The 26,876-nt window shown below is 63.2% G+C and carries 24 protein-coding genes; all 24 read left to right on the plus strand.

Features of this window, described 5'->3' with window-relative positions; genetic code table 11:
- The first annotated feature begins 4 nt into the window (after positions 1-4).
- Positions 5-499: a flagellar basal body P-ring formation chaperone FlgA gene (gene flgA, locus MF134_RS10850; protein WP_255339470.1), complete on the plus strand. Its 495-nt coding sequence runs from the start codon at positions 5-7 to the stop codon at positions 497-499.
- Complete coding sequence (gene flgI / locus MF134_RS10855; RefSeq protein WP_255339471.1) at positions 496-1,686, plus strand: flagellar basal body P-ring protein FlgI; 1,191 nt, start codon at positions 496-498, stop codon at positions 1,684-1,686. Before flgA ends, flgI begins: the two co-directional genes overlap by 4 nt.
- On the plus strand, positions 1,683-2,300 hold the full coding sequence (locus MF134_RS10860) for a MotE family protein (RefSeq protein ID WP_255339472.1): 618 nt from the start codon (positions 1,683-1,685) through the stop codon (positions 2,298-2,300). The genes flgI and MF134_RS10860 overlap by 4 nt, the downstream gene beginning before the upstream one ends.
- Entirely contained in the window at positions 2,297-3,004 is a 708-nt protein-coding gene (flgH, locus tag MF134_RS10865) for a flagellar basal body L-ring protein FlgH (protein WP_255339473.1), read from the plus strand. Before MF134_RS10860 ends, flgH begins: the two co-directional genes overlap by 4 nt.
- A gap of 192 nt (positions 3,005-3,196) precedes the next feature.
- Entirely contained in the window at positions 3,197-3,739 is a 543-nt protein-coding gene (locus MF134_RS10870; protein ID WP_255339474.1) for a flagellar basal body-associated FliL family protein, read from the plus strand.
- Positions 3,736-4,521 carry a flagellar type III secretion system pore protein FliP gene (gene fliP, locus MF134_RS10875; RefSeq protein ID WP_457589973.1) on the plus strand — a complete coding sequence of 262 codons (786 nt, stop codon included), beginning with the start codon at positions 3,736-3,738 and terminating at the stop codon, positions 4,519-4,521. Before MF134_RS10870 ends, fliP begins: the two co-directional genes overlap by 4 nt.
- A gap of 147 nt (positions 4,522-4,668) precedes the next feature.
- Positions 4,669-5,961 carry a flagellin N-terminal helical domain-containing protein gene (locus MF134_RS10880; RefSeq protein WP_255339475.1) on the plus strand — a complete coding sequence of 431 codons (1,293 nt, stop codon included), beginning with the start codon at positions 4,669-4,671 and terminating at the stop codon, positions 5,959-5,961.
- Between the two features lie 431 nt (positions 5,962-6,392).
- Positions 6,393-7,667 carry a flagellin N-terminal helical domain-containing protein gene (locus MF134_RS10885; RefSeq protein WP_255339476.1) on the plus strand — a complete coding sequence of 425 codons (1,275 nt, stop codon included), beginning with the start codon at positions 6,393-6,395 and terminating at the stop codon, positions 7,665-7,667.
- A 279-nt stretch (positions 7,668-7,946) separates the two neighbouring features.
- Entirely contained in the window at positions 7,947-9,650 is a 1,704-nt protein-coding gene (gene fliF, locus MF134_RS10890; protein WP_255339477.1) for a flagellar basal-body MS-ring/collar protein FliF, read from the plus strand.
- A gap of 3 nt (positions 9,651-9,653) precedes the next feature.
- Positions 9,654-10,490 carry a hypothetical protein gene (locus tag MF134_RS10895; RefSeq protein WP_255339478.1) on the plus strand — a complete coding sequence of 279 codons (837 nt, stop codon included), beginning with the start codon at positions 9,654-9,656 and terminating at the stop codon, positions 10,488-10,490.
- The gene (locus MF134_RS10900) at positions 10,487-11,767 is read left to right on the plus strand and encodes a MotB family protein (protein ID WP_255339479.1); all 1,281 of its coding nucleotides are present in this window, start codon (positions 10,487-10,489) and stop codon (positions 11,765-11,767) included. Before MF134_RS10895 ends, MF134_RS10900 begins: the two co-directional genes overlap by 4 nt.
- Positions 11,768-12,354: 587 nt before the next feature.
- Positions 12,355-13,224 carry a hypothetical protein gene (locus MF134_RS10905; protein ID WP_255339480.1) on the plus strand — a complete coding sequence of 290 codons (870 nt, stop codon included), beginning with the start codon at positions 12,355-12,357 and terminating at the stop codon, positions 13,222-13,224.
- Positions 13,225-16,346: 3,122 nt separating this feature from the next.
- Positions 16,347-17,030 carry a flagellar hook-length control protein FliK gene (locus MF134_RS10910; protein WP_255339481.1) on the plus strand — a complete coding sequence of 228 codons (684 nt, stop codon included), beginning with the start codon at positions 16,347-16,349 and terminating at the stop codon, positions 17,028-17,030.
- Positions 17,031-17,264: 234 nt separating this feature from the next.
- Positions 17,265-17,936, plus strand: a complete 672-nt coding sequence (locus MF134_RS10915; RefSeq protein WP_255339482.1) for a response regulator transcription factor — start codon at positions 17,265-17,267, stop codon at positions 17,934-17,936.
- Between the two features lie 164 nt (positions 17,937-18,100).
- On the plus strand, positions 18,101-19,303 hold the full coding sequence (locus MF134_RS10920) for a flagellar hook protein FlgE (RefSeq protein WP_255339483.1): 1,203 nt from the start codon (positions 18,101-18,103) through the stop codon (positions 19,301-19,303).
- A gap of 38 nt (positions 19,304-19,341) precedes the next feature.
- On the plus strand, positions 19,342-20,790 hold the full coding sequence (gene flgK, locus MF134_RS10925; protein WP_255339484.1) for a flagellar hook-associated protein FlgK: 1,449 nt from the start codon (positions 19,342-19,344) through the stop codon (positions 20,788-20,790).
- Between the two features lie 11 nt (positions 20,791-20,801).
- The gene (locus MF134_RS10930) at positions 20,802-21,884 is read left to right on the plus strand and encodes a flagellar hook-associated family protein (protein WP_255339485.1); all 1,083 of its coding nucleotides are present in this window, start codon (positions 20,802-20,804) and stop codon (positions 21,882-21,884) included.
- Positions 21,885-21,904: 20 nt separating this feature from the next.
- Positions 21,905-22,129 (plus strand): hypothetical protein, encoded by a 225-nt coding sequence (locus MF134_RS10935; RefSeq protein ID WP_255339486.1) that lies wholly within the window; start codon positions 21,905-21,907, stop codon positions 22,127-22,129.
- A 123-nt stretch (positions 22,130-22,252) separates the two neighbouring features.
- Positions 22,253-22,600 carry a flagellar biosynthesis regulator FlaF gene (gene flaF / locus MF134_RS10940; protein WP_255339487.1) on the plus strand — a complete coding sequence of 116 codons (348 nt, stop codon included), beginning with the start codon at positions 22,253-22,255 and terminating at the stop codon, positions 22,598-22,600.
- A 2-nt stretch (positions 22,601-22,602) separates the two neighbouring features.
- A complete protein-coding gene (gene flbT / locus MF134_RS10945) occupies positions 22,603-23,055 on the plus strand; it encodes a flagellar biosynthesis repressor FlbT (protein WP_255339488.1) in 453 nt (150 codons plus the stop codon).
- Positions 23,056-23,058: 3 nt separating this feature from the next.
- The gene (gene flgD, locus MF134_RS10950) at positions 23,059-23,469 is read left to right on the plus strand and encodes a flagellar hook assembly protein FlgD (protein ID WP_255339489.1); all 411 of its coding nucleotides are present in this window, start codon (positions 23,059-23,061) and stop codon (positions 23,467-23,469) included.
- A 5-nt stretch (positions 23,470-23,474) separates the two neighbouring features.
- Entirely contained in the window at positions 23,475-23,747 is a 273-nt protein-coding gene (locus MF134_RS10955; protein WP_255339490.1) for a flagellar biosynthetic protein FliQ, read from the plus strand.
- 262 nt (positions 23,748-24,009) lie between these two features.
- Positions 24,010-26,124 (plus strand): flagellar biosynthesis protein FlhA, encoded by a 2,115-nt coding sequence (gene flhA / locus MF134_RS10960; protein ID WP_255339491.1) that lies wholly within the window; start codon positions 24,010-24,012, stop codon positions 26,122-26,124.
- The gene (locus MF134_RS10965) at positions 26,121-26,876 is read left to right on the plus strand and encodes a flagellar biosynthetic protein FliR (RefSeq protein WP_255339492.1); all 756 of its coding nucleotides are present in this window, start codon (positions 26,121-26,123) and stop codon (positions 26,874-26,876) included. The genes flhA and MF134_RS10965 overlap by 4 nt, the downstream gene beginning before the upstream one ends.

The raw sequence follows: 26,876 nt of genomic DNA on the forward strand, positions 1-26,876 counted from the left end.
GGCCATGATGGCCAGATCGATTCTTCTGATGGCGCCGGGTCGCATCCGCCGGCTCGTGTGGGGCCTCGCGATTCTGGCGTGGGCCGGGCAGGCAGTCGCCGCGAAGGCTGCCGAACTCGACATGCCCGTTCCCGTGACCGTGGTCTATCCCGGCCAGAACATCCTGGAGCGCGGCGTTTCCACGAGTGCCTTCATCGTCAAGGACGACAAGGTCGATCTGTTCGCGCTCGACGAGTCCATGCTCGTCGGCCTCGTCGCCAAGCGCACGCTCCTGCCGGGCAAGGCGATCCGCATGAGCGACGTCAAGCTTCCCGACCTGGTCAAGGCGGGCGCTCAGGTCACGCTCGTCTATCGCGAAGCCGGCCTCATCATCACGGGTCTCGGCACGGCCATGCTGGCCGGTGCGGAAGGCGATCTCGTCAAGGTCCGCAATCGCGACAGCGGCATCATCGTCTCGGGCGTCGTCGATGCCGACGGAACGGTGAGGATCGAAGGATGAGACAGCGTCTTGTCGCTCTCCTTCTCGCGGCGCTTGTCCTCGCACCACAGCCGGCGGTTTCCGCCGACATGTCCGTGGCGGCCGTGGATCCCGGGCCGAGAGGTGATTTCCGTCCGGTCCGGGGCAATCCGGAGCAGGGATACGGAACCGTCCGCATCAAGGACATCACCTCCGTGCGTGGCGTGCGCGCCAACCAGCTCGTCGGCTACGGCCTGATCGTCGGCCTGCAGGGCACGGGCGATTCCATGCGGAACGCGCCCTTCACCGAGCAGTCGTTGCAGTCGATGCTCGATCGCATGGGGGTGAACATCCGCTCCCAGAGCGCGCGCGGCAAGAACGTCGCGGCGGTCACCGTGACAGCCGAGCTGCCGCCCTTCATCGGGACCGGACAGCGCATCGACGTGACCGTCTCCTCCCTCGGCGACGCCTCGTCGCTGATGGGCGGCACGCTGGTCATGACGCCGCTCTACGGTGCCGACGGTGAAATCTACGCGGTGGCCCAGGGCGCCGTCGCCGTCACCGGCTTCACGACGGAGGGCGACAGCGAGAAGCTGACCCAGGGCGTTCCCACCAGTGGCCGGATAGCCAATGGCGCCCTCGTCGAGCGCGAGGTGCCAGGGGCCTTCAACGATGAAGGCCGTCTGGCGATCGAACTGGCAAACCCGGATTTCAAGACGGCGATCCGCGTCGTCGACGTCGTCAACGAATATTCGGTCAAGCGCTGGGGCGTGGCCGTCGCGCAGGAAGAGGATCTGCGCACCATCCACCTCCACCGGCCGAAAAAGGTTTCGGCCACGCGCTTTCTGGCAGAGCTCGGCGATCTCAGGGTCGCGCCTGACCAACCGGCCAAGGTCGTCATTGACGAACGCACCGGCACCGTCGTGATCGGCAAGGACGTGCAGATCTCCACCGTCGCCCTGACCCATGGCAATCTGACCGTGAGGGTCAGTGAGCTGCCCTCGGTGTCGCAACCGGCGCCCCTCTCGGACGGCCAGACGGTCGTCACCTCGGAAACCCTCGTCGAGGTGGAGGAAAACGGCGGCAACTTCGCCTTCGTCGGCGGTGCCGATCTCGAAACGGTCGTACGCGGCCTCAACCGCATCGGTCTGAAACCCACAGGCATCATCGCGATCCTGCAGGCGATCAAGACGGCCGGCGCTCTCCAGGCAGAACTTGTGGTGCAATGATGAACCGACGCGACACGACACCCGCCCCGCTGAAGCGGCTTCTGCTCACCGCTGCCTTCCTCGGCTGTGCCATGACCGGGGCCCATGCGGCCGGAGGCGGCGAGGAGAAGCCGGTGGGGCGTCCCGATCTGCCGCCTCAGGAGGTCCGGATCCTCGATGAGGACGGCAACCCGGTCACCGGGCCGGAGCCGACCACGGAAGTCGAGAAGTACTGCTTGAACATCGCCGATCGCGCCCAGGATGCGCGCTATGCCTTGCAGCAGGAAAAGCTCAACGAACTCGAGCGGGAAATCGGCAAGCAGATCGATGCGCTTGAACGGCGCCGCGCCGAGTACAAGGAGTGGCTTGCCGAGCGCAAGCAATTCCTGGACAGCGCGTCGGTCATCGTCGTCGACATTTATTCGAAGATGAGCGCCTCAGCGGCTGCAGAGCAACTCGCCCGGCTCGACCGCGATGCGTCCGCTGCCGTTCTGGTCAAGCTGAAGCCACGGCAGGCGAGTGCCATCCTCAGCGAGATGGAGCCGAACACCGCCGCAGAGATCGCAGGCAGAATCGTCCAGAAGACTGCCTCGGGTTCGCTCACGCCGCCCAAGGCCGCGGAGCGTCGCTCGTGAAAAAGACCCTGGCCATTCTGGCGCTCGGGGCCTTGGCGGGATGTTCGACCACGAAGGACGATTTCCTGCGCGAGCCGGTCCTGTCGCCCGTCGGCACCGGAATTCAGGACTATCCGGCAATGGCCGTCCAGCCGGCAACCTTCTCGGCGGCCGGGCCGCGCACCCGCTATTCCCTGTGGACCGATGATAGAGCCGATTTCTACCAGGACCCACGCGCCCTGGACGTCGGCGACATCGTCACCGTCAAGATCCAGATCAGCGATCAGGCTTCGCTGAACAACGACTCGGAACGCTCCCGAAGCTCGGGCGTCGGGGCCGGTCTCGGTCTTTCCGGTGCGCTCGGCACCTGGGTCCTGCCGGAGGTAGACGCGACGCTGTCGGCCAACGGGTCGAGCGAGGCGGAAGGCAAGGGCAAGGTGGCACGCTCCGAGAAGATCAATCTCTCGGTCGCGGCGGTGGTGACGCGCAAGCTTCCGAACGGCAATCTGTTTATCAGCGGTCAGCAGGAAGTCCGCGTCAATTTCGAGGTTCGGGTTCTCTCGATCGCCGGCATCATCCGCCCGCGCGACATTCTGCCCGACAACACGATCGACTACGACAAGATCGCCGAAGCCCGCATCTCCTATGGTGGGCGAGGGCGCCTGACCGAGGTGCAGCAGCCCGGATGGGGACAACAGGTCTACGATATCGTGGCCCCGTACTGAGCCCATAGACGAACGCGACCACTCCAGGATCGCCGGCCCGGACGCAAGATCGGGGCCGGCGATTTCGTTTTCGGGTCCTGAAAGCTCCTCGCAAGTCTCGCGATAGGCAGTGCCGCTATCGGTGTCTCATCGCCGAAAACGCGGACCATGAGGGTCCGGGGGCGGTCGGGAATCGGAAGGGCTTTGGTTGAAATGGCCGATGTCGAGTTGCCGGAGATCGAGGAGCCGGGTGGCAAGAAGGGTGGCGGTCTGCTGCCGACCATCATCGCCGTCGTGGTGATCACTGCCGTTGCCGGCGGTGGAGGGGCGCTGGTCGGATCGCTTCTCGGATCGAGCGCGCCCGTGCCGGCAGCGGAAGCCGCCGAGCCGGCCCATGAGGAGCCGAAGTCGGACGGTCATGACGCCGAAAGCTCGGACATCGCGGAGGCTGAAGAAAGCCAGCTGCCGCTGCAATTGATCGAACTCAAGCCGGTGCTGACGAACATCCAGTCGCCGGCAGATGCCTGGCTGAGGATCGAGGCGTCCCTCGTGGTCCAGAACGATGGGACGATCGAGCCTGAGGTGCTGGCGGCCGAGATCGAAGCCGACACGCTGGCGTTTCTGCGTTCGGTTCAGCTGGCCCAGGTCGAAGGTTCGCGCGGGCTCCTGCATCTGCGCGACGATCTGCGCCATCGCGCCAAGCTGCGTTCGCCGGCCGTCGTCGACTATCTGATCCGCACGATGGTGGCGGAATGAGACGCGGGCTGCTGATTCTCGGGCTTGCCGCGGCGGCCCTCTTCATGGTCGCGAGCCCGACCCTGGCCCAGGCCCCGCAGGTCACTCAGACGCTGTCGGACCTGCTTCCGGAGGGCGATGCCTCGATTTCCGGGCGGATCGTTCAGCTGTTCGGCATCGTCACCGTGCTCTCGGTGGCGCCTGGCCTCCTGGTGATGGTGACCTCCTTCACCCGGATCGTGATCGCCCTGTCGATCCTTCGAACGGGCCTCGGCCTCCAGACGACGCCGGCCAACCTGATTCTGATCTCGCTCGCGCTCTTCATGACCTTCTTCGTCATGGCACCCACATTCGATCGGGCCTGGCGTGACGGCTTGCAGCCGCTGCTTGCCAACGAGATCAGCGAGGAGGAAGCGTTCTATCGAATCTCCGACCCGTTCAAGGAATTCATGCTGACACAGGTGCGGCCGTCCGATCTCGAACTCTTCGGCGACCTTGCGGCGACGAACAGCCGCGACCGGGTGGAGCCGGAAGAGCAGGGCGCCGCGGACGAGCGCGACATCGACCTTCGGGTTCTCATCCCGGCCTTCATGATCTCGGAGCTCAGGCGCGGATTCGAGATCGGCTTCCTGATCGTCCTGCCATTTCTTGTCATCGACATGATCGTGGCCACGTTGACCATGTCGATGGGCATGATGATGCTGCCGCCGACGATCATATCCTTGCCGTTCAAAATCCTGTTCTTTGTGCTGATCGACGGCTGGAACATGCTGGTCGGATCTTTGGTGAGATCGTTTTTCTGAATTCTTGAAATCGGCTGCCGCGGCTTTAACCGCCATTTAACGTTAAAAATCTAGGTTAATGCCTATCGGCGCCGGGCATGATGCAAGGGCCTTTTGAGACGGCAAGCTCCCATGAGGGGTGAAGCGCGCCAACGAAGGTTAAGAGTAATGACGAGTATCATCACCAACGTCGCTGCGATGACGGCGCTGCAGACCCTGCAGAGCACCAACAACATGCTCGAGGAAACCCAAAACCGGATCTCCACCGGTTACCGCGTCTCCGAGGCCAAGGACAACGCAGCCTATTGGTCGATCGCCACGAGCATGCGTTCGGACAACAAGGCGATGTCCGCCGTTGTCGATTCGCTCGGAATTGGTGCCGCGATCGTCGACACGGGCTACACCGCCCTTTCTTCTGCCAAGGACGTGCTGTCGGAGATCAAGGCGAAGCTCACCACGGCCACTTCGGACGGTGTCGACCGCACCAAGATCCAGGAAGAAATCAACGCGCTTAAGGATCAGCTGAAGACGATCTCCGACTCCGCCTCGTTCTCGGGCCAGAACTGGCTTTCGAACAACGAAGCCACGAGCGGCAAGCAGATCATCTCTTCGCTTTCCCGTGACGCCAATGGCGTCTTGACGGTCGGTGCGATCGACGTCGACATCGACGGCCTGCGCCTCTACTCGACGGTCGGCGGCGTCGACGGTGGTATCCTCAACAAGGATATCGACATCGACAAGTACACGACCGGTGCAATGGGAACGGCTTCGGTCGAGACCACGGCCGTCGCATTCGCGGCGACCGACGACAAGGTGTCCTTCTCGATCTCGCAGAACGGCGCTCCGGCCCGTACCGTCGAGATCACGGACCAGACCCTGGCCGATGCCGGTCTCTCAGACACCTCGATCCGCTCCGACGCCGACCTGAAGGCGGTCTTCGAGCAGGCTCTGAGTGACGCCGGCATCGACGGCATCGACGTCGAGATCGACGCCGCCACCCACAATGTCAGCTTCACCTCGCTGGAATCCTTCACCGTCAGCGCCGCTTCGTCCTCCGGCACGAGCACCATTGGCGTGGCGAGCCTCGGTCTCGATGCGACGAGCGACTACACGGCGACCGCATCGGGCTCATACTCGACGAGCATCGAGGATCTGGACATATCCGCCGCCACCTCGGACGAGATCCAGGCCTACATCAAGGTCGTGGACGAGGCCCTGTCGCAGGTCACCACGGCGGCTTCCAGCCTTGGTGCGGTTCAGAACCGGATCGACATGCAGACCGAGTTCGTCTCCAAGCTCATGGACACGATCGACATGGGCGTCGGGACCCTGGTCGATGCGGACATGACCGAAGAGTCGACCCGCCTGAAGGCGCTCCAGACCCAGCAGCAGCTCGGTGTCCAGGCGCTCTCGATCGCCAACAACTCTTCGCAGGCGATCATGCAGCTCTTCCAGGGCTGATCACCGCCAGCAAGATTTCCAACGCATCAAATGGGGCCGCTCCGATGGAGCGGCCCTTTTTCGTGTCCGGAACACGCTTCTGTTTCACCCGCGCCATGATCCCGCTGCGCCGGTCGCTGGATGACGCATCTTGTGTGCTGCGCGATCGATAAGCCGGCGAGGCAGGGTGCTCCGCCGCTCGGCCCTCCCAGAGTAGCGATCGATTAACCTTATAAATTTTGCTTCGATTAACTGTAGTCTCAAGCATCCGGTCGATAGCGCGATCCCGATGCGCAAATTAAGAAATCGGAAGGGCGCATGCGGGCATTGTCTCCCCATAGCGAAGTGACCTGACGAGGAAACAAACAGTTCATAGGCATGATGCCGTTTCGCTATCCCGGCTGATCCGGATTGTCCCAATTCTTTTTTGTACTGCGTATGGGACGTAGAAAATGACTAGCATTCATACCAATTCTTCCGCGATGACGGCTCTCCAGAGCCTGCAGTCGATCAACAACTCTCTCGACGACACGCAGAGCCGTATTTCGACTGGCTATCGCGTCGCGGAAGCTCAGGACAACGCTGCTTACTGGTCCATCGCGACCACCATGCGTTCAGACAACCAGGCCATGTCGGCTGTTGTCGACTCGCTTGGCATCGGTGCGGCGACTGTCGATGCGGCCTACACCGGTCTCGACTCCGCCAAGGACGTTCTGTCGGAGATCAAGGCCAAGCTGACGACCGCCACGTCGGACGGTGTCGACAAGGCGAAGGTTCAGGAAGAGATCGGCGCGCTTCAGGAACAGCTGAAGACGATCTCCGACTCGGCCTCCTTCTCGGGCCAGAACTGGCTGTCGAATACCGACGCCACGACCGGCAAGCAGATCGTGTCTTCGCTGTCGCGTGACGCCGCCGGCTCCTTGTCGGTTGGCAAGATCGATGTCGACATTGCTGGCCTGCGCCTCTACTCGGCCGATGCCGGCATCATCGACAAGGACATCGATATCGACCAGTTCACGACCGGCACGATCGGTACGGCTTCGGTCGAGACGACGGCTGTCGACTTCGCTGCGACCGACGACAAGATGTCGTTCTCCATCTCGCAGAACGGCGATCCGGCCCGCACGGTCGAGATCACGCAGCAGACGCTGGCCGATGCCGGCCTCAGCGACACTTCGATCCGCTCCGACGCTGACCTCAAGGCGGTCTTCGAGCAGGCCCTGAGCGACGCAGGCATCGATGGCGTGGAAGTCGAGATCGACGCCACCCACAATGTCAGCTTCACCTCGCTGGAATCCTTCACCGTCAGCGCGGCCTCGTTCTCCGGCACGAGCACCATTACGGAAGCGAGCCTCGGTCTCGACGCCACGAGCGACTCGACCGCTGCGGCTACGGGTTCCTTCTCGACCAGCGTTGAAGACATCGACATCACCTCGGCGAACAGCACCGAGATCCAGGCCTACATCAAGGTCGTGGACGAGGCCCTGTCGCAGGTCACCACAGCGGCTTCCAGCCTCGGTGCGGTTCAGAACCGGATCGACATGCAGACCGAGTTCGTCTCCAAGCTCATGGACACGGTTTCGGAAGGCGTCGGTACCCTGGTCGATGCGGACATGACCGAAGAGTCGACCCGCCTCAAGGCGCTGCAGACCCAGCAGCAGCTCGGTGTCCAGGCGCTCTCGATCGCCAACAACTCCTCGCAGAGCCTGCTGTCGCTCTTCCGTTAATCGGAACGCACAGCAACCAACCGAACATGATGGAGGGCCGCTTCGAAGGAAGCGGCCCTTCTCGCGTTAGTGTCTGATGTCGCAAGGCAATTTTGTGACGAAACGGCGCCGCTCCGGCGGCCGGATCTGGCAGGAGTCTGGAACGGATTTTCGTCGCCAAGGCAAAAGTCTCAAGCGAATCCAAGCGTTAACCATTCATTAACCGGGGCCTCACGCAAGCTTTCGTCGGCAATGTCCCGCTGAACTATTCGGCAGTGACGTGCGCAAGAGGCATAAAACATGGCATCGGCCATCAGCGGGCAGGCCCAACAGATCATGACGAATCTCTCCGGTCTCGGGGTGCGGAAACTCTCCGCCCTCGGTCTGGTCGGATTCCTCGTCGTCGCGCTGGTCGGCCTCGGCAGCTATTATCTTTCGCGGCCCGACATGGAGACGCTCTATTCGGGCCTCGACCGGACCGACGTGACGCGGATCGGCGCCGAACTGACCGAAGCGGGCATTCCCTTCGACATCAACGCGAAGGGCGATGCGATCATGACGCCCTTCTCGCAGACCGCCTCGGCCCGCATGCTGCTTGCCGAAAAGGGTCTGCCGCGGTCGGAAAACGCCGGCTACGAGCTCTTCGACAATCTCGGCTCGATCGGCCTGACCTCCTTCATGCAGGAGATCACCCGGGTGAGGGCGCTCGAAGGCGAGATCGCACGCACGATCCAGACGCTGTCGAACGTGCGCGCGGCTCGCGTCCACATCGTCCTGCCGGACGAAGGGAGCTTCCGCCGCAACGAGCGCCGACCCTCCGCCAGCGTCGTCATCCGGACCGACACGCCTGAGGACTTCGCGTCCGCTCAGGCGATCCGCTATCTCGTCTCCTCCGCCATTCCAGGCATGACGCCGGACGAGGTGACGATCCTCAATTCCGACGGAACGCTCCTGGCCTCCGGCGATGATTCGGCTTCTTCGGCGCCGACCAAGCTCTTTGGTATCGAGCGGGTCGTGGCCAAGAGCGTCGAGGATTCGATCCGTCGCACGCTTTCTCCCTATCTCGGTGTCGGCAATTTCCAGACCAGCGTGACCACGCGCCTGAATACCGATCGCCGCCAGATCAACGAGAGGATCTTCGATCCCGACGTCCGGGTCGAGCGGTCGGTCCGCACGATCCGCGAAGAGGCCTTGAGCGAGAACTCGACCAAGCAGAATGCTGTCGGCGTGCAGCAGGACATCCAGCCCGCTGCCGGTCAGGCCGAATCGAGCAGTGGCCAAAGCTCCAAGGAAGACACCGAGCGCCGCGAAGAGCTGACCAACTACGAGATCAATGAGAAGACCGTCTCGACGACCAGCGAAGGCTACGCCGTCGAGAAGCTGTCGATCGCCGTCGTGATCAACCAGCAGCGGTTGAAGGAATCGCTCGGCGAAAACGCCACCGACGCCGATATTGCCGCGCGGCTCGACGAGATCAGGGCGCTCGTCGCCTCGGCTTCGGGCCTTTCCGAAGAGCGTGGTGATCAGCTCAAGATCACGGCCGTCGACTTCATCGACAACGCCACGTCCCTCGAGCCGATCCCGTCGCCGGGCCTGGGCGAGATGTTCATGCGCCAGTCGGGCACGCTGATCAATGCGCTGACGATCCTGACTGTTGCCGTGCTGGTGATCTGGTTCGGCCTCAAGCCGGCGGTGCGCGCCATCATCGCCGCTCCGGCCGGTCGCGAGGACGAGGACGGCCTGCCGCAGATCGAGGGTGGCGACGATGCCGGTGGTCTGGCGCTGCCCGGCGCGGATGGCGGAGACTTCGACTTCGGCGCCGCACCAGCTTCCATCGATATATCCCAGTTCGGAGGCGGGCAGCCGCCCTTCATGTCGAACTTCGACGATGCGGATGACGAGGGTGTGAGTCCCCAGGCGCGCCTCGAGAAGCTCGTCGATCTCGACGAGGTCAAGGCGGCCAACGTCCTCAAACAGTGGATCCACCAGAAAGAAGCGGCCTAAGCGATGATGTCCCTCGCAGAATACCTCACGGAATTTCCCGAGGAGAACGGCAAGCCGTTCCAGAACCTCAAGGCGCCCAAGCCGAAGCGGGAAAAGCCAACCTTCGAGCACCTGACGCTGGTCTCCAGTCAGGTCGCCAAGAAGAAAAAGAAGAAGGTGCCGGAAAGCCTGGCGGCCATTCCGGACATGTCGGAAGCCGAAGACGCTCTGGACAAGGTGGAGTTCGACGCCGCCGACTTCGGCTTTGACAACGCCGCTGAGGCCCCGGAGGCGTTCGCCGCCCCAGAGCCGGCGATCACGGCGGAGGACGTCGAGGCCGCTCGCGCCGAAGGACACGAAGCCGGGCGCGAAGAGGCGATGCAGGAACTCGAGCAGCGCGTTGCCGCGGCCGTCGAGGAAGCCTTGGCCGCAGAGCGTGAAAAGGCCGCGGCGGCTCAGGCCGAAGCCGTCGAGCAGGCGCGTCTCGATGCTCTGGCCGAAGAAGGCGCCAGGCTCGGCGAAGTTCTGACAGAGCGTCTCGACCGGGTGGAAACGGCGCTGCGGACCTCGTTCTTCGGCGTCGTCAAGCCGCTCGTCGTCGACGTTCGCATGCGCCAGACCATGGAAGATCTTGCCGCAGCCGTCGCCACGCTCGCGGTCGACGGTCGCGCTCTGTCTCTACAGGCGGTGGGTCCTGCGGCTCTCCTCGACGCGTTCTCCGAAGCGCTCGGCGAACGCCGTGGCTTCGTGGCCTTCGAAGCGGACGAGACCATGGGCGACATCCGGATCGTCTGCGATCAGACCACGCTCGAGACCCGTCTCGGCCAATGGAAAACCGCACTTGAAGAGGCTCTTCAGTGAGCGATCAGTCCGAAGCCGGTCATCTGGAAAAGCAGGAGATCATCATCGTTCGCCGCGGTCGCGGCGGCGAGGATGCGCACCATGGCGGTGTCTGGAAGATCGCGTTCGCGGACTTCATGACCGCGATGATGGCGTTCTTCCTGGTGATGTGGCTGACGAATTCCTCGGAGATCGCCACCCGCAAGCAGGTGGCGCAGTATTTCAACCCGATCAAGCTGAACGATCCTTCGCCCGCCACGCGTGGCATCAAGCAGAAGGATGACGGCGCGGATCGCGAATCCAACCAGAATGGCGAAAGCATCGCGGAGACCAATGGCGACCCGCGCGGGCATCCGATTGCCGGCGACGAGACGGGCGGCGAGGAAAAGGCGCTGTTCCGCGATCCCTATGCCGTGCTCGCCGAAATCGCAGCCGAGAGCAACCAGTCCGGCTCGGGGACGCAGAAGGGAAAGCCCGACGGAACGGGGCTGCCCGGCATGAACGGCGGCGACGCCTATCGCGATCCCTTTGATCCGGAGTCCTGGCAGCTTACGCCGAATGTCATGGAGAGCGGTGGCCGGCTGGAGGATTTGCCGCCCATCGAGTTCCGCACGGCGGTCGTGCCGACGGTCGACCCGATGACCGATCGAGAAGATGCCGGTCCGGGTGCGGGCGGCGACGATTACAATGGTAAAGGCCCCGGGGAAGGCGAAGACCTGGAGAAGAAGGGTCGGGAGTCCAACGGAGACGAGGCCGGCGCGCCTGCCGCCAAGGGGCCGAATGCGGAAGGTGAGGGCGCCGACAAGGGTGATGAAGCGGGCGAGGGCGTCGATCTCGACGTTGCCGAGAAGCTGAAAGCCGAAATCGACGTGGAACTGGCCAAGCTCGGCGATGACATACCTTCGCGTATCGAAGTGACCAAGGGCGATGGGGGCGTGAAGATCTCGTTGGCCGACGACGTTTCCTCCGGCATGTTCCCGGTGGGGTCGGCAAAGCCGACGCCGGAGGCAGTCGCGATGATGGAGCGCATCGCTGCGGTGATCTCGAAGCAACCGGGCGAGATCCGGATCAGCGGCCACACCGATTCCCGTCCTTTCACCAGCAAGGACTATGACAATTGGCGTCTTTCGACGGCGCGTGCCCACATGGCCTATTACATGCTCGCGCGCGGGGGACTCGATGAGGAACGGGTGAAGTCCATCGAAGGCTTTGCCGACCGCAAACCGCGAGTTGCCGACGATCCGGAAGCCGCCATCAACCGTCGCATCGAGATCTTCCTGACCGAGACGAAGGCATGACACGCATGACCAGGCCTCGGCATACCGCAATGGCCGTCATCCTGGCGGCTCTGTGGTCCGGCACCGCTCTGGCGGAGGATGGCCATGGGGCGGAGAAGGGGGCCACCCCGTCGCAGCTCGTTCGCGAGGCGGCCGAGCAGGCAAGGCGTGACCATGGCGCCACCGGCATGGAGCCATCGCTGGATGGCGCCGGCCATGGACCGGAGCATGCGGCTAACGTCCATTCCGGTGATGGGGGTGCTGCGCATGACGGTGACGATCCGGATGCGGCGGATGGTGAACACTCGAGCGACGCCGCCGCGCATGGCGGTGGTCACGACCAGGGTGAAGAAGAGGGTCACGATGACCACGAAGCTCCGCCGGTCAGGGGTCCGCAACCCTACGAAGCGATCCGGTCGCTGCAGTTCCTTCATGATCAGGCCGCCCATGGGAACCGGTCGGCCAACCGCGTGCAGTCCCAGCTACTTCGGTGGTTCGGCCCGACATTCGAGCGCACGTCGCCGGATGTCTGGAAGGATCGACGCAATCTTCGCGCGGCGGCGCTCTTCGTTCTGAGCGGCGGTCCGCCCTCGGTACTTCGCAAGATCATGGCAAGGGTCGATTTCGACGAGGCCGATGAGGCGCTTCTCGAAGGGGCGCTCGCCTATGTCGAGAACGATATCCGCAAGGCCGAGAGACTGCTTTCGTCACTCGACGTTGACGAAATGGAGCCCGTCTTCGGCGCGCAGGTCAATCTCGCCGTGGCGCAACTCGTCGAGAAGAAGGACCCGGCGGAGGCCCTGAATCGGCTCGAGCGCGTCATGCTGGATGCACCCGGAACCCTCCTGGAAGAGGCGGCGCTGCGCCTGGGCGTCATGCTCGCGGAGCATCACGGCGATACGGATAAGGCCGATCGCTATGCTCGTCTTTATTTTGATCGTTACTACAGATCTGTTTACGCAGGTAACTTTCGCGCCAGATTTTCATCAGTATATGTCGCCCGTCCGGCCGGTTCTGAAGAAAAGACCATCGCGACCATCGCCGACGCCGTCACCCGGATCCCGCCGGATCAGCAGATCGACATCTATCTTTCGATTGGAAGGCGGGCCCTCGTGGCTGGCAACCTGAAGCTTTGCGGAATGGCGGCCGACGAAGCGATGAAGATCGGCAATGTCAGCAAGTCCGCCCGGCAGCGGGCGCAACTGTACCAGGCCGCCTCCACCCTCACGGAGCGCGATACTACGGAGACACTCGCTTCGCTGAAGGCGATCAACCGTGACGAGCTTCACGTCGCGGACCAGAAACTGCTGGACGCCGCCTTTGGCGTTCTTGGGGAAATCCGTAAACCACTTATGACGGACAGAGCGAGAGATCCAGAGGACCTGATGTCGGAGACCGCGCTCGACACATCGGTCCTCGACCGTGCCAATTCCGTTCTCGACGCCGTTCGCAATGACCTTAAGGAACTGGATCAATGACGTTGCCGGTGCGCGTTTCCGTTGAGGCCGGAACGGCTTCTTCAGCACGGTCGGCGGACCGCGGCCGCGGCCAGGTTGCCGACGATGGCAAGGGTTTCGAATCGCTTCTGAAGGGGAAGACTTCGTCGGACGACGAAAAGACAGCGGCGCCTCGGACCGAAGGCAAGGAGCGCAAGGCTGCATCCTCGGCCGGTCAGAAGCGCGAGGCGCAGACTGCCGCCCGCACTTCCAGACAGGCCGAGCCCGAAGTCGATGCACGCGCCGAGGCGCACAGGGACGAGACCGACACGGATAGCGACACGCGCCCTGGTGCGAAAAGCCGGACAACATTCGAAGGGCAGCAGGCGACGGACCGAGCCCCGAAAATTGACCGGCATGAAGGCAAGGTCGCGACCACTCAGGATTCCCCGGCTGGCCGGCCGTCGTCCATCGAAGGCCCGGACCCCGTCGAGGACGCGTCTGCCAAGGCCCCGAAGACAGAGGGACAGAAGCCCTCCGAAACAGCGGGACAGGACGACGGCGAAGCCGGCACCAACCGCGAGACCAGTCCCTTTCTGCGCTCCAGGCTGGCTCTCGACCGGATGTTCGGCGACTTCGCGTCCAGTTCGTTCATGCAGGGTGCCCGACAGGCAAACGCGCTGCCTGGAGCACAGCAGTCCGACATTCACGCCAGTCGCTCGCTGTTCGCTCCGATCACCGTCGAGTCCGACCCCGGTTTTCGGAAGATATTCGAGGCCGAGACGAGCGCACGCGCCGTCACGACCTCGACAGTCGCGCTCCAATTGTCGGCCGAAGAAAACGCCAGGCGCCTTGGCATCCTTCTGCCGGAAGAGACCGCCAAGGTGGAGCCCAAGCAGGAACCACTGCCGACGCAAAACGGTCGCGTCATCGTGACGGTCGGTCGCCCCCAGCTGGTTGTCGAAACGCCGCAGGATGAAACGGCAGGTTCTTCCACCGTGTCGCCCGACGCCAAGCTGGCAGCGATCCTCGGCGGATTCGGACTGGCGTCGCAGGCCGCCGGAACGGGGACTCCCAAGGTCGAGGACACCGCCGACACGCGCAAGACTGTACGGCGCACTGCGCCGGGAGAGGCCAAAGCTCCGGTTGAGGACAAGGGCGCATCTGCCGGGCGGGCGCCGCAGGGTGTCCAGGCAGATGCGACCGTTTCCGCAGTCCGCGGCGTGGCGAGCGACGCGATCCTCGCTGACACTCGCGCCGGCTCGCCATTGCCCGCCGATCCTCGGGGGAATGCTGCTTCTGCGACGATCGCCTCAGGTTCGAGGGGCAAGCAGGGTGCTGCCGCCGCTTCCGATTTGCCTCGGGATATGCCTTCCATCGCGCCAAGAATGCAGTCTGCCTTGCGCGAGCAGGCCATGCCCGGGATCCCTGCGTCGCGCGCGTCTGCCTCGCAACCCGTGGATGGCGCCACAAGACCGACCATCGCGACGACGACACACGTCCCGACCGAGGGAGCCGAAAAGGTCGTTGGACCCAGCACGAATGGAACGTCGGCGAGCATGGCCGGCGGCGAGCGCACGCTGGGTCTGGGCGGCCGCGTCGACATGGTTTCCATGCGCACGGACTTCGAACCGTCTTCACGCCGTAGCGGACGGACACCCACGCCGAGCCAGACACCGCAAGCGCCCGAGCCGGCTGCCGGACGCGGGGCGACAAACTCCGCTACGGTGGGCCAGCCCAGTGCCTTGCGTGCCAGTGAGATTGCGACCCCGCTGCCAGGCGTCGACCTTCGGGCTGGCCCCTCAGTTGGGGCAACTGCAACTGTCGCTGGCGCGGCAACCGCGTCTGTCGGCGCAGATCGCTCCCGGGCATCCGCCGCAACCCGTCCCGTGACCGCTGCCGAACCCGCCGCGGCCAGAAGGTCGACCCAAGCCGCGGCAAGCTTCAATCAGCAAGGGGCCAGCGAACCGACTTCGCCCTCCGCCGCCCCGCGCCGCGAGGCGTCGAACTCTCCCCTCGAAGCTGGCGGTGACAGGCGGCCGCAGACGACGTCTGCCGAGGCCGGCAAGTCCCCCGCGGCCAATCTGGACGCGAGCCGACGCACGCTCCCCGATGGCGGTGTGCGCACAGATATGCCCGCGTCCAAGGGCGCTGCGGCCACGGAAAGAGAGCAGGCGCCGTCACGGGGCACACAGGCCGCGACCGACGGCTCGCGCACGTCGGTGCGCGATGCTGCCGGCAGACCCGCCGCAGTTGAAGGTCGAAACGCTACCCAGGGCGGCAATGCAAGCGCACGGGTAGAGATTCCGCAGGGCGACCGTCAGGCAGCGCCGGCCGCCGCGTCGCGTTCGGCCGGCGAGAGCGGTGCTCGCACGGCTGCGCCATCGGCAGGTAACGCCGCTGCACCGATGGACGTCGGTTCCGAGATGCCACGATCCGAGGTTCCGGATCGGCGGGACATGGTGAACGCCTTCGAACCTTCCGCTTCTCGGGATGCCACGAAGGACGAAACCGCCCGCGCTGCGGGCTCGTCCGGCATGCGGGCCCCGGAAGGAGCCGTTGATCGCCAGCCGACAGCGCCACGGGACGTCTTCCAGCGGGCGGCATCCTCTGCGCCGGTGGCGGGACCATCCTCTGACCCTCAGGGAGCCGGTCGCGGCTCCATCGACACGACCAACGCTCCTGCCGAACGGGCAGTCTCGCCAGCTCGTCAGCAGACTGAATCCGTGACGTCTCCAGGCCTGCCCGTCCGTGAGCAGCCGGCGACGCAAGCCTCCCAGACCGGTCGGCCTGTCGCCGCCTCCGGTTTGTCTTCGGCCGATCAATCCGGAATGCCGGCTGCTGCTTCGAAAGACCATACACCGGCCAGCCGGAGCGATGGCACGCCCAGTCAGATGCAGCGCTCAGCCGTATCCGGTGAGGCGTCCGCCGCGCGATCCGCGACTCCCATGGCGCAGAATGATCCGCTTGCTACCTCCGGATCGCAGAACGGACCCAACGCGCGAGAAAACGTTGCTGCGCAACAGCAGCCGCGCAACGCAGCGCCAGCCGATGCAGGCAACCGACAGGCGGAGGCGGCGCCCAGAACCGCTCCGCAGCCAGCTCAGAACGCCGCAAGCACCAGCGAAACCACCCGTCTCGCTTCGCAGGACGTGCTTCCGCGCATGAGCGAGCTCGGTAACCTCGTTCGCGACGGGAAGAAGACCGGGGAAGCCGAAACGCCTTCCAATCGTCCCGTCGGCAAGGGCGAGGCGAACGTGGACACGCTGGAGCAGGCCTTCGCAAAACCCACCGTTTCGAACCAGGTGGCAAAGGCCGTATCGAATGCCCTCTCGCAGATGGTTCCGGCTTCGGATCACTCCGCCAACGCCGAGCGCACCCGGCTTCGCGCGGGCGGTGCGGCGCTGAAGACCATCCAGATCCAACTGGCACCGGAAACCCTGGGCAAGGTCAATGTCACGCTGAAGCTGATCGACGGTCAGCTCGCCGTCCACATCGAAGCGACCGAGGCCGAGGCCGCGGCGAGCCTCAAGGACGATACGGAAGGGCTGAAAACCCTTCTCAAGTCGGCTGGCTTCGACGTGGACGAGGCTACGGTGACTCTTGGCTCACGCGATGCAGCGGCGACGAAAGCCGGTTCCGGGCAAGGCCAGACCCAGGGCGAGGCCACCCTTTCGAACCAGTCTCGCGGGGAGCAGGGCGCAAGCTCGAATGGCCAGTCCTCGTCGCAAGGCGGCGACCAACGACAGGGCGCATCGCGGCAACAGGGCCGGCCTTTCGACGGTGACCGACCTGCAGCGGACAATCGGCCGGGCCAGAACCGGGAAGGTCCCTATGTCTATCTCTGAGATGACAGGGCTTGCGTGTGGCACTCTGGCCACCGGACACACGGCCTTATCGCGCCATGAGTGTGAAAAGGTACAATTAATGATTTATTAACCAAAAAAATTCCAAAGGGAAAACAAATGGTTAACGCGAAGGGCGAGCGATAGGGTTAACAGATCACTAAATTTCAGGATTGGAGCAAGACTGGGGTCAGGTTACCGTTTCTTTACCAACAACGCGGCGGACGGAGGGGTAAAATGATCGTAGTCGTGGACAACCGAGAACTCGTCACCAATGGCTATCAGTCGCTCTTTGCGCGAGAGGGTGTCTCAACTGCGACGTTCCACGCGGATGAGTTCCGCGAGTGGGTCGAGACGGCACCTGAGGCGGACATTTCAGCGGTCGAGGCCTTCCTGCTCGGTGACTTCGACGAGCGCGGCGGCTGCCCGCGGCTGATCCGGACCCGTTCCACCGCGCCGATGATCGCTCTTTCCGAGAGCCGTAATCTCGACGGCACGCTCGATCTGTTCGCAGCCGGGGTCGACGATGTCGTCGCCAAGCCGGTTCATGTGAAGGAAATCCTGGCCCGTGTCGGCGCCATCCGCCGCCGCGAGAACGCCGAAGCGACCCGCACGATCGTGGGAGAGATCTGCGTCTACCAGGACGGTCGCGATGCCGAAGTTGCCGGCAAGTCCATGGCGCTGCCGCGCCGCGAGCGCCGTATCCTGGAGTATCTGGTTGCCAACCGTGGCCGCCGCGTCTCCAAGCAGCAGCTCTTCAACGCCATCTACGGCATATTCGACGAGAACGTCGAGGAGAACGTCATCGAAAGCCACATCTCCAAGCTGCGCAAGAAGCTGAAGATGCGCCTCGGCTACGATCCCGTGTCGTCCAAGCGTTACCTCGGGTACGGCATCGGCGTCGAGTAATCATCTAAATATTGATAAAGTATTAATGCAGAGCGCCCGCCAAATATATTTGGCGAGGCGCTCTTGCTTTATGGATAATGCTTCGAACTCGGGCGTTAAACAGCTAGGCGCAAGCTTAGTCGCCTATCTCTCACTCAACGCGTAGGGATACGGAGCACGAGCCCATGAGCATTAATGGCGTTTTCAGAACCAGTGTGTCCGGCATGAACGCGCAGGCCAACCGCCTGTCGGCCATCTCGGACAACATTTCCAACTCCTCCACGGACGGCTACAAGCGCAGCGAGGCCGAGTTCTCGACGCTGGTCATCGCCCAGTCCGGCGGGCAGTACAATTCCGGTTCGGTCAAGACCGAGACCCGGCAGTATGTAAGCCAGCAGGGCAGTATCGCCGCGACCTCTTCGTCGACCGACGTCGCGATTTCGGGCGACGGCTTCTTCGTGGTCGAGGACAACACCGGTCGCGAATTCTACACCCGGGCGGGCTCCTTCGTTCAGAAGACCTCGACGGCCGACGGCGCTCAGACGACCTATCTCGTCAATGCGGCCGGCTACCGCCTGACCGGCACGTCGCTGGAGGATGGGACCACGGGCCCGATCGAGCTGCCCGTCGGCGAACTCGTCGCTCCGGCCCCGACGACCGAATCCTCGCTGAACCTGCAGCTTCCCTCGACGGCTTCGGTTGGCGACACCAAGACGACCACCATCACCGTCTACGACAATATCGGTTCGCCGATCACGCTGACGATGAACCTCACGAAGAGTGTCCAGGGCGACGCCACGACCGCGCCGGCCACCAACGGCGCCTGGACGATCGAGCTGACCGACGGCACGACCACCTTGAACCAGACGGTGGAGTTCGATCCGACCACCGGCCTTCCGACCGTCGATCTCTCGACGCTGTCCCAGAGCTTCACGCTCGCGGCCGGCAATACCGTCGAGGTCAATTTCGGGTCCCTGACGGAATACGACACCGACTTTTCGGCGAAGGTCTCGTCGAACGGCAACCCTCCGGGCTACTTCAGCGAGTTCTCCATCGGCGATGATGGCGTGTTGAGCGGCGTCATGGACAACGGCACGCTCGTTTCGCTCTATCAGATCAATCTCGCGCGCTTCACCAGTCCGGATCGACTTCAGGCAGGCGTCGGTAACGTCTATTCCGCGACTCTGGATTCCGGTGACGTGGAATACGGTCTGCCGAGCTCCAACGGCTTCGGAACCCTGTTCTCCAGCGCCGTCGAGCAGTCGAACGTCGACCTTGCGACCGAACTGACCGAAATGATCGAATCGCAGCGTTCATACAGCGCCAATTCGAAGGTCTTCCAGACCGGTTCGGAAATCCTGGACGTCCTCATCAATCTGAAGCGCTGATCCGCCAGTTCGGCTGGCGCGAGACGGAATAATCCACGATGTCACTTCTTTCCGCGTTCACGAGCGCTCGGTCCTCGTTGGCCGCCGTCTCGCAGCAATCGGCATTGGTGTCGCGCAACGTCGCCAATGCCGAAAACCCCACGGCGACGCGAAAGTACGCCAATCAGACCACATCCGTACTGGGCGGGGTGTCGGTCCATTCGGTCTCCCAGTCGAGCAATCAGGCTTTGTTTCGCTCGATGACGACGGCAAATTCCGCACTCGCGGCAGCCGAAGTGACCTGGGCCGGCCTCGACTCCATCCGAAGCGTCGTCGGGGACACGGACTCGATCGAGTCCCCGGCGGCCCGGCTGACCAACCTGATGACGGCGCTGTCGCAATACGCGGTGACACCGGAAGATTCCCAGACCGCGCGAGCTGCCGTCAACGCGGCCGCCGATGTCGTGCGCAGTCTCAACAGCGCGACGGGTGCCGTGCAGGCCGCGCGCGAAGACGCGGACAGAAAGCTGGCAGATGCCGCCGGCAAGATGAACAGCCTGCTTTCGGAGTTCGAAGGGCTCAACAGGCGGATCGTCTCGGGCTCGCTCACCGGTCAGGACGTGACGGACGACCTCGATCGCCGAGATCAGATCGTCAATGAACTGTCGTCCTATGTTGGCTTGAACGTCCAGATGCGCGCCAACAACGACATGACGCTCTATACCGACTCGGGCATCACCTTGTTCGAGACGCGGCCGCGGCTCGTCGAATTCACTGCCCAGCCGAATTACGATGCATCGGTCGTCGGCGGCAGTTTCAAGATCGACGGCGTCAGCGTGTCGGGCTCGTCGTCCGCGATGCCGATCAAGTCCGGCAGCGTCGCCGGCCTGCTCGAGCTTCGTGACGAGGCGGCTGTCACCTTCCAGGGACAGCTGGACGAGATCGCCTCGACGCTCGTTTCCGCCTTTGCGGAGACGGACCTTGGCGGAACCAGCTATTCCGGTCTCTTCTCCATCCGGGCCGACCGAACCACCACGGATCTTTCCACGGTTACGGACAAGACCGGTCTCGCCGGCATGATCAGCGTGGCTGCGAGTGTCCAGGCCGATCCTCTGCTCCTGCGCGACGGCAATATTTCCGGCCAGGGCATCGACTACAATGTCAATGATGTCGGCGGCTTCGCCGATCGCCTCAACGCGCTTCTCGACAATCTCGGTGCGCAGCGGAGCTTCGACGGCAGCCTCGGGGCAGGTACGTCGGGCACCATCTCGGACTACATCGCCTCGTCGATCAGCTGGCTCGAGGACAGGCGTTCCATCGCCCATGACGATGTCGACTACCAGTCGAGCGTGCTGGCACGCGCGGAAGAGGTTCTCTCGGATGCGACCGGGATCAACCTTGATGAGGAAATGACCCACCTGCTCGACCTCGAGCGCTCCTATCAGGCTTCGAGCAAGCTGATTTCGACCGTAGGCGAGATGATCGACTCCATCATTGCGATCGCCTGAGGGAACAAGCCATGACCAATTTTCTCGTCTCCAGCTATTCGATGCTGTCGTCGCCGCGTAGCGCGGTATCGAGCATTCAGCGGGAACTGCAGATCATTCAGAAGGAAGCGACGACGGGGCGCCTCGCCGATGTCGGCCTTTCCCTCGGTCTCAGGACCAACCAGGCGATATCCCTGCGCTCCGAGCGCGAGACGATCGACCGGCAGCTGGACACCAACGCGATCATCGCCTTGCGTTTCGCCTCGATGCAGACGGCCATGGATTCGATCGCGGCTACCGGAGACGAGTTCCTTTCGTCTCTCGTGGCGAACGGCACCGGTGATCCGGGCACGCTCGCCAACATCCAGCAGGCCGAAGCCAGTCTGCAGGGGCTGGCGGGATCTTTGAACACGTCTGCCGGTGCACGGTTCCTGTTCTCCGGTGCGGCGACCGACAAGGCGTCGATCAGCTTCACCTCGACGGGGGGAGGGGCGGCAGCGCACTATGTCGATGGTTCGACAGCCCAGGCAGCCACCGCCGCCGCGTTCTCGGCCAATTTTGGTTTCGCCCAGAACGACGCCAGTGTCGGCAGCATCACTGCGAGCGATCTCGAGGCTTTCCTCGACGGCGATTTCGAAGACCTCTTCACCACCGGCGTGGGTGGCGGCTGGACCGACAATTGGTCCAACGCCGATGATGGCGTGATCGAAAACCGCATCAGCCAGAGCGAAACGTTGAAGGTTTCCTATTCCGCCAATGACGATGCGTTCCGCAACATCGCCAAGGCTTACGTGATGATTGCCGATCTTGGCGCCGCCGAGATGAACGAGGAGGCACGCCAGCTTCTCACAAGCCGCGCGATCGAAACTCTGAGCCTCGGACTGAGCCAGTTGACCCGGCTTCAGGCGGAGATCGGTGGAAGCCAGGCAAGGCTCGACCTCGCCAACGAGACACTGGACGCGCGTAGCGACGTGCTGACGGCCTCGATCTCCGATCTGGAAGAGGTCGACCAGTACGAGGCGGCGACACGGGTGACGAACCTGACGACGCTGTTGGAGACATCTTATGCTCTGACATCAAGAATATCGCGGTTGAGCCTCCTCAACTTCATCTAATCTTCGAAGGACGAGCGACAATGACAGGTGATCGTAGCCATAGTCGGGGGGCGCTTTTTCCGAACCTTGGCGAACGCGACCGGCGGGTCTTCGAACTTCTTGTCTGGAACGCGGCCATGGCTGTGTCCGACCTGCCGGCGTCCCATCCGGGTCGCATCAAGACCGGCGCGATCCGCGAGCAGGTCCACCCCCTTCTGACACGTGCCCAGGCGCACGACAGGCCTTTCGCCGGCGCGCAATTCTGACCAGCATCCGCGACCAACGCGGCCGGCACGAGATCGGCCGCGGCCAACCAATCACAAGCAGCAGCATCGAATAGCCCAAACGTCGCAAAGCGATCGACGATCGGGCTGGATCAAGGGGTAGGAATGTATCAGTTCTCCTATGCGGAAATCTCTGAGGAGACGGAGATCAACGCACGTGAGCGCGAAAAGCAGGCGCTGGACCATTCGATCGAGCTGTTGCAGCGAGCCCAGAAGAACGGCCCGCGCTCACGGGATGCCATCGAGGCCATCTACATGACGCGCAGTCTGTGGGCGATCCTGGTCGAGGATCTGTCGAGCGTCGAGAACGGCCTGCCGGAAACGCTGCGCGCCGAACTGATCTCGATCGGTCTGTGGATCATGCGCGAGGCGGAGGCGATCCGGCTCGGTCGCTCGAACAATTTCTCCGGCATCATCGAAATCACCACCCTCATCCGCGATGGACTGAATTGAAGATGGCGACGCTTCGTATTTCCCTGAGAGCCGGCGAACGGATCTTCGTCAATGGTGCGGTCCTGAAGGTCGATCGCAAGACGACCCTGGAGTTCCTGAACGATGTGACCTTCCTCCTGGAGAGCCACGTCATGCAGGCCGACCAGGCCAAGACCCCGATGCGCCAGCTCTACTTCATCGTGCAGATGATGCTGATGGATCCCAACACCATCGACGCGGCGCGGGAGCTCTTCGAAAAGACCTATCCCGTGATGCTCAAGACCTACAGCAACCGTGACATCATCGACGGTCTGCTCGAAGTCCAGGAGCTCATCGACCGCGGTCGCTCCTTCGAAGCCTTGAAGCGCATCCGGGTGATGATTCCGATCGAGGATCGCATCATCGGCGAGAGTGACGATGCGAGCTCGAATGTCACCGAATTTCAGCCGCCCATGCGGCTTGCAGCAGGAGCATAGATCATGGCTGTCGGCGCCGTTACGTCAACCAACACCACACATGCGGCCAACAATTCGGGGCTGACTGCCGCCACTTCCGGAAACGGAATGAACTATGACGCGTTTCTGAAGCTGCTGGTCGCCGAGATGTCGAACCAGGATCCGCTCAATCCGACACCTTCGACGGAATATGTCGCGCAGTTCGCGACCTTCTCCTCGGTCGAGCAGGCGATCCAGACGAACAGCAAGCTCGACTCGATGATGGCGGTCTCCGCCCTGACGCAGGCCGATACGCTGATCGGCCGGACCGTCACCTCCGCCGACGGACTGACGAGCGGATCGGTTTCGGCCGTGCGCGTCACGACCGCGGGCGTGGAGGCCGTGCTCTCGAACGGCAACTCCATTCTCCTCGGCAACGGAACGCGGGTGGAGTAGGCCCGATGAATGAAGCGGAAGCCATCGAGATCGTGCAGTCCGCCGTATGGACCATCGTCGCGGCCTCCGGCCCGGCGGTCGCTGCGGCCATGGGCATCGGCCTGATCATTGCGCTGTTCCAGGCGCTGACCCAGATCCAGGAAGTCACCTTGACCTTCGTGCCGAAGATCCTCGGGATCTTCATCGTGATCGCGACGACCGCGTCTTTCACCGGCGCTCAGGTCTACGCCTTCACGCAGGAATCCTATTCTCGGATCGAGACCGGCTTCAACCGCTGAGCCGACGCTGAATTTTCCAGCAGAGCCGTTTACCTCCCGCCGTTCGATATCCCGGATGGCGGGTTTCTTTTTGGCATCCATCAGCCGAGCGGACGCAAGAATGGAGCCCGGCCGGTAGCTGTCGAGCGTTGCCGGCTTGAATGGCCGCACCGCCATCTCTGCCCCCGCCGAGAACAGCCTGAAGCAACCTTGATCTGCGACCAAACCGATCCAGAAGGTGTGTGCGCCGCGCACGCTCTTCGAGGATTTGGAGAGGTGCTGGATGGCTGTCGATATCCTGAAGCCGGGTCTTGGCGACAAGGAAAAGGCGGACGCCGCCGACGCGAAGGCTGGCAACCGCGAAATCGGCTTCGCCGTCGCCGTCGTGACGATCCTGACGGTTCTGTTCGTCCCGATTCCCTCCTTCATGATCGACATGGGGCTGGCGCTTTCGATCGCCCTCTCGGTGCTGATCCTCATGGTCGCGCTGTGGATTCAGAAGCCGCTGGAATTTTCGGCCTTTCCGACCGTCCTTCTGCTGGCGACGATGCTGCGCCTCTCCCTCAACATCGCGACGACGCGCGTCATCCTCTCCCAGGGGCATGAGGGTGTGAACGCCGCCGGTCATGTCATCGGCGGCTTCTCGCAATTCGTCATGGGCGGCGACTTCTTCATCGGCATCGTCGTCTTCGTCATTCTGATCACCGTCAACTTCCTGGTGATCACCAAGGGCGCGACGCGTATCGCCGAGGTCGGCGCGCGCTTCACCCTGGACGCCATCCCCGGCAAGCAGATGGCGATCGACGCCGACCTCTCCGCCGGCCTGATCGACGAGAAGGAATCCCAGCGCCGGCGAAAGGAGCTGGAGGAGGAAAGCTCCTTCTTCGGCTCCATGGACGGTGCGTCGAAATTCGTGCGCGGCGACGCCATCGCCGGCCTCATCATCACCGCCGTCAATGTCTTCGGCGGCATCGTCATCGGCATCACCCGGCACGGCATGGACGCTTCGAGCGCCGCCGATGTCTTCACCAAGCTGTCGGTGGGCGACGGTCTCGTATCGCAGATTCCCGCACTGATCGTCTCGCTTGCGGCCGGCCTGCTGGTCTCCAAGGGCGGCACGCGCGGCGCTGCGCAGACGGCAGTGATGGGCCAGCTCGGCTTCTACCCGCGGGCCCTGTCCGTGGCAGCGGCGCTCATGGCTCTTCTGGCCTTCCTCCCGGGCCTGCCCTTCATTCCCTTCATGGGCGTCGCTGCGGTTCTCGCCTTCGTCGCCTACACGGTGCCGAAGCAGCGCAAGCAGGAAGAGGCCGTCGAAGCCGCAAAGAAGGCACAGGACGAGAAGCTGGCCAACGAAGCCACCAAGGACTCGGTCAAGGAGTCCCTGAAGATCGTCGAGATCGAGCTGGTCCTCGGCAAGCAGACCTCGGCGCACATGATGGCCAAGCGGGAGGAACTCGCCCGCCGCGTTCAGAAAATGCGCAAGCGCTTTGCCAGCCGCTACGGTTTCGTGGTTCCGGAGATCAAGCTGTCCGACGACCTGACCATCGACCCGAAATCCTATCAGCTGCGAGTTCATGGTACGACGATCGCCTCCCAGCCCTTGCGCCTCGGCGAAATGATGATCGTTCTCGGCGATGCGCCGGGCCCGGATGTGCCGCACGACGTCACCAAGGAGCCGGCCTTCGGCATGCGGGCGGCCTGGGTTTCGGACTCCTTCTCCACCGAACTGAAGCGCCAGGGGTTCGAGCCCATCGACACGCTGTCGATCGTGCTCACCCATCTGTCCGAAGTCATCCGCAACAATCTGGCGCAGCTTCTGTCCTACAAGGACATGCGCACGCTGCTCGATCGTCTGGAGCCGGAATACAAGCGCCTGATCGAAGAGATCGTCCCCACGCACATGTCCTATTCGGGTCTGCAGGCTGTGCTGAAGCTGCTGCTGGCCGAGCGTGTCTCGATCCGGAACCTCAATCTGATCCTCGAAGCGATCGCGGAGATCGCGCCGCATGTCAGGCGCTCCGAGCAGATCGTCGAGCATGTGCGCATGCGCATGGCCCAGCAGATCTGCGGCGACCTTCTGCACAATGGCAAGCTCTCCGTGCTTCGCCTCGGAAACCAGTGGGATCTCGCGTTCCACCAGGCGCTGAAGCGCGACGCCAAGGGCGATGTGGTCGAGTTCGACATCGATCCGCGTCTTGTCGAACAGTTCGCCGGCGAGGCCACCAAGGTGATCCGCGAGAAGATGGATCAGGGCGAATCCTTTGCGCTGGTCTCGGCTCCCGAAGCGCGACCCTATGTGCGGATGATGATCGAGCGGATCTTCGTCAATCTGCCGGTCCTGTCTCATGTCGAGATCGCGCGCGGTGTCGACATCCGTTCGATCGGCTCGATTTCGTGATCGCCGACCTTCCCGAGGTCGTTCTTTCGCTGTTCCTGATCTTCTGCAGGGTCGGGACCTGTCTGCTCGTCCTGCCGGGATTTTCCTCCGCGCGCATCCCCACCCAGGTGCGGTTGTTCGTGGCGCTCGCGATCTCCTTCGCGCTGTCGCCGGCGGTTCTGCCGACCCTCAGCCCGCTGGTGAAGAACGCCAATGACAATCAATGGCTGGAGCTGATGGTCTCGGAGCTGATGATAGGCTTCTTCATCGGTCTGTTGGGCCGCTGCTTCATGGTCGCGCTGCAGTTCGCCGGCCATTTGGTGGCCAATTGCATCGGCATGGGTAACGCGCTGGGCGCCGGGATCGAGGAGCAGGAGCAGTCGACGGCGATCTCGAGCCTGATCACGATGACGGCGACCACGCTGATCTTCGTCCTGAACCTTCACGCCGAGATCGCCCGGGCCCTGGTCGCATCCTATTCGGCGATGCAGCCGGCGCTGGGCTTCGGCGCCCGCGGCAGCCTCGCGGCGATCACCGACAACCTCTCGGAAGCCTTCCTGCTCTGTTTGCGGATCTCGAGCCCGTTCATTCTCTATTCGATCATCGTGAACTTCGCGATCGGCCTCGCCAACAAGCTGACGCCGACGATCCCGATCTACTTCATCTCGCTGCCCTTCGTTCTCGCCGGCGGCGTCGTGCTGTTCGCCTACGCATTCAGTGACTTCATGCTTCTCTTCATGGAAGACTTCCAGAACTGGGTTCTCAACGGATGA

This window comes from Jiella marina (assembly GCF_024359545.1).
Taxonomy (GTDB): Bacteria; Pseudomonadota; Alphaproteobacteria; order Rhizobiales; family Rhizobiaceae; genus Jiella.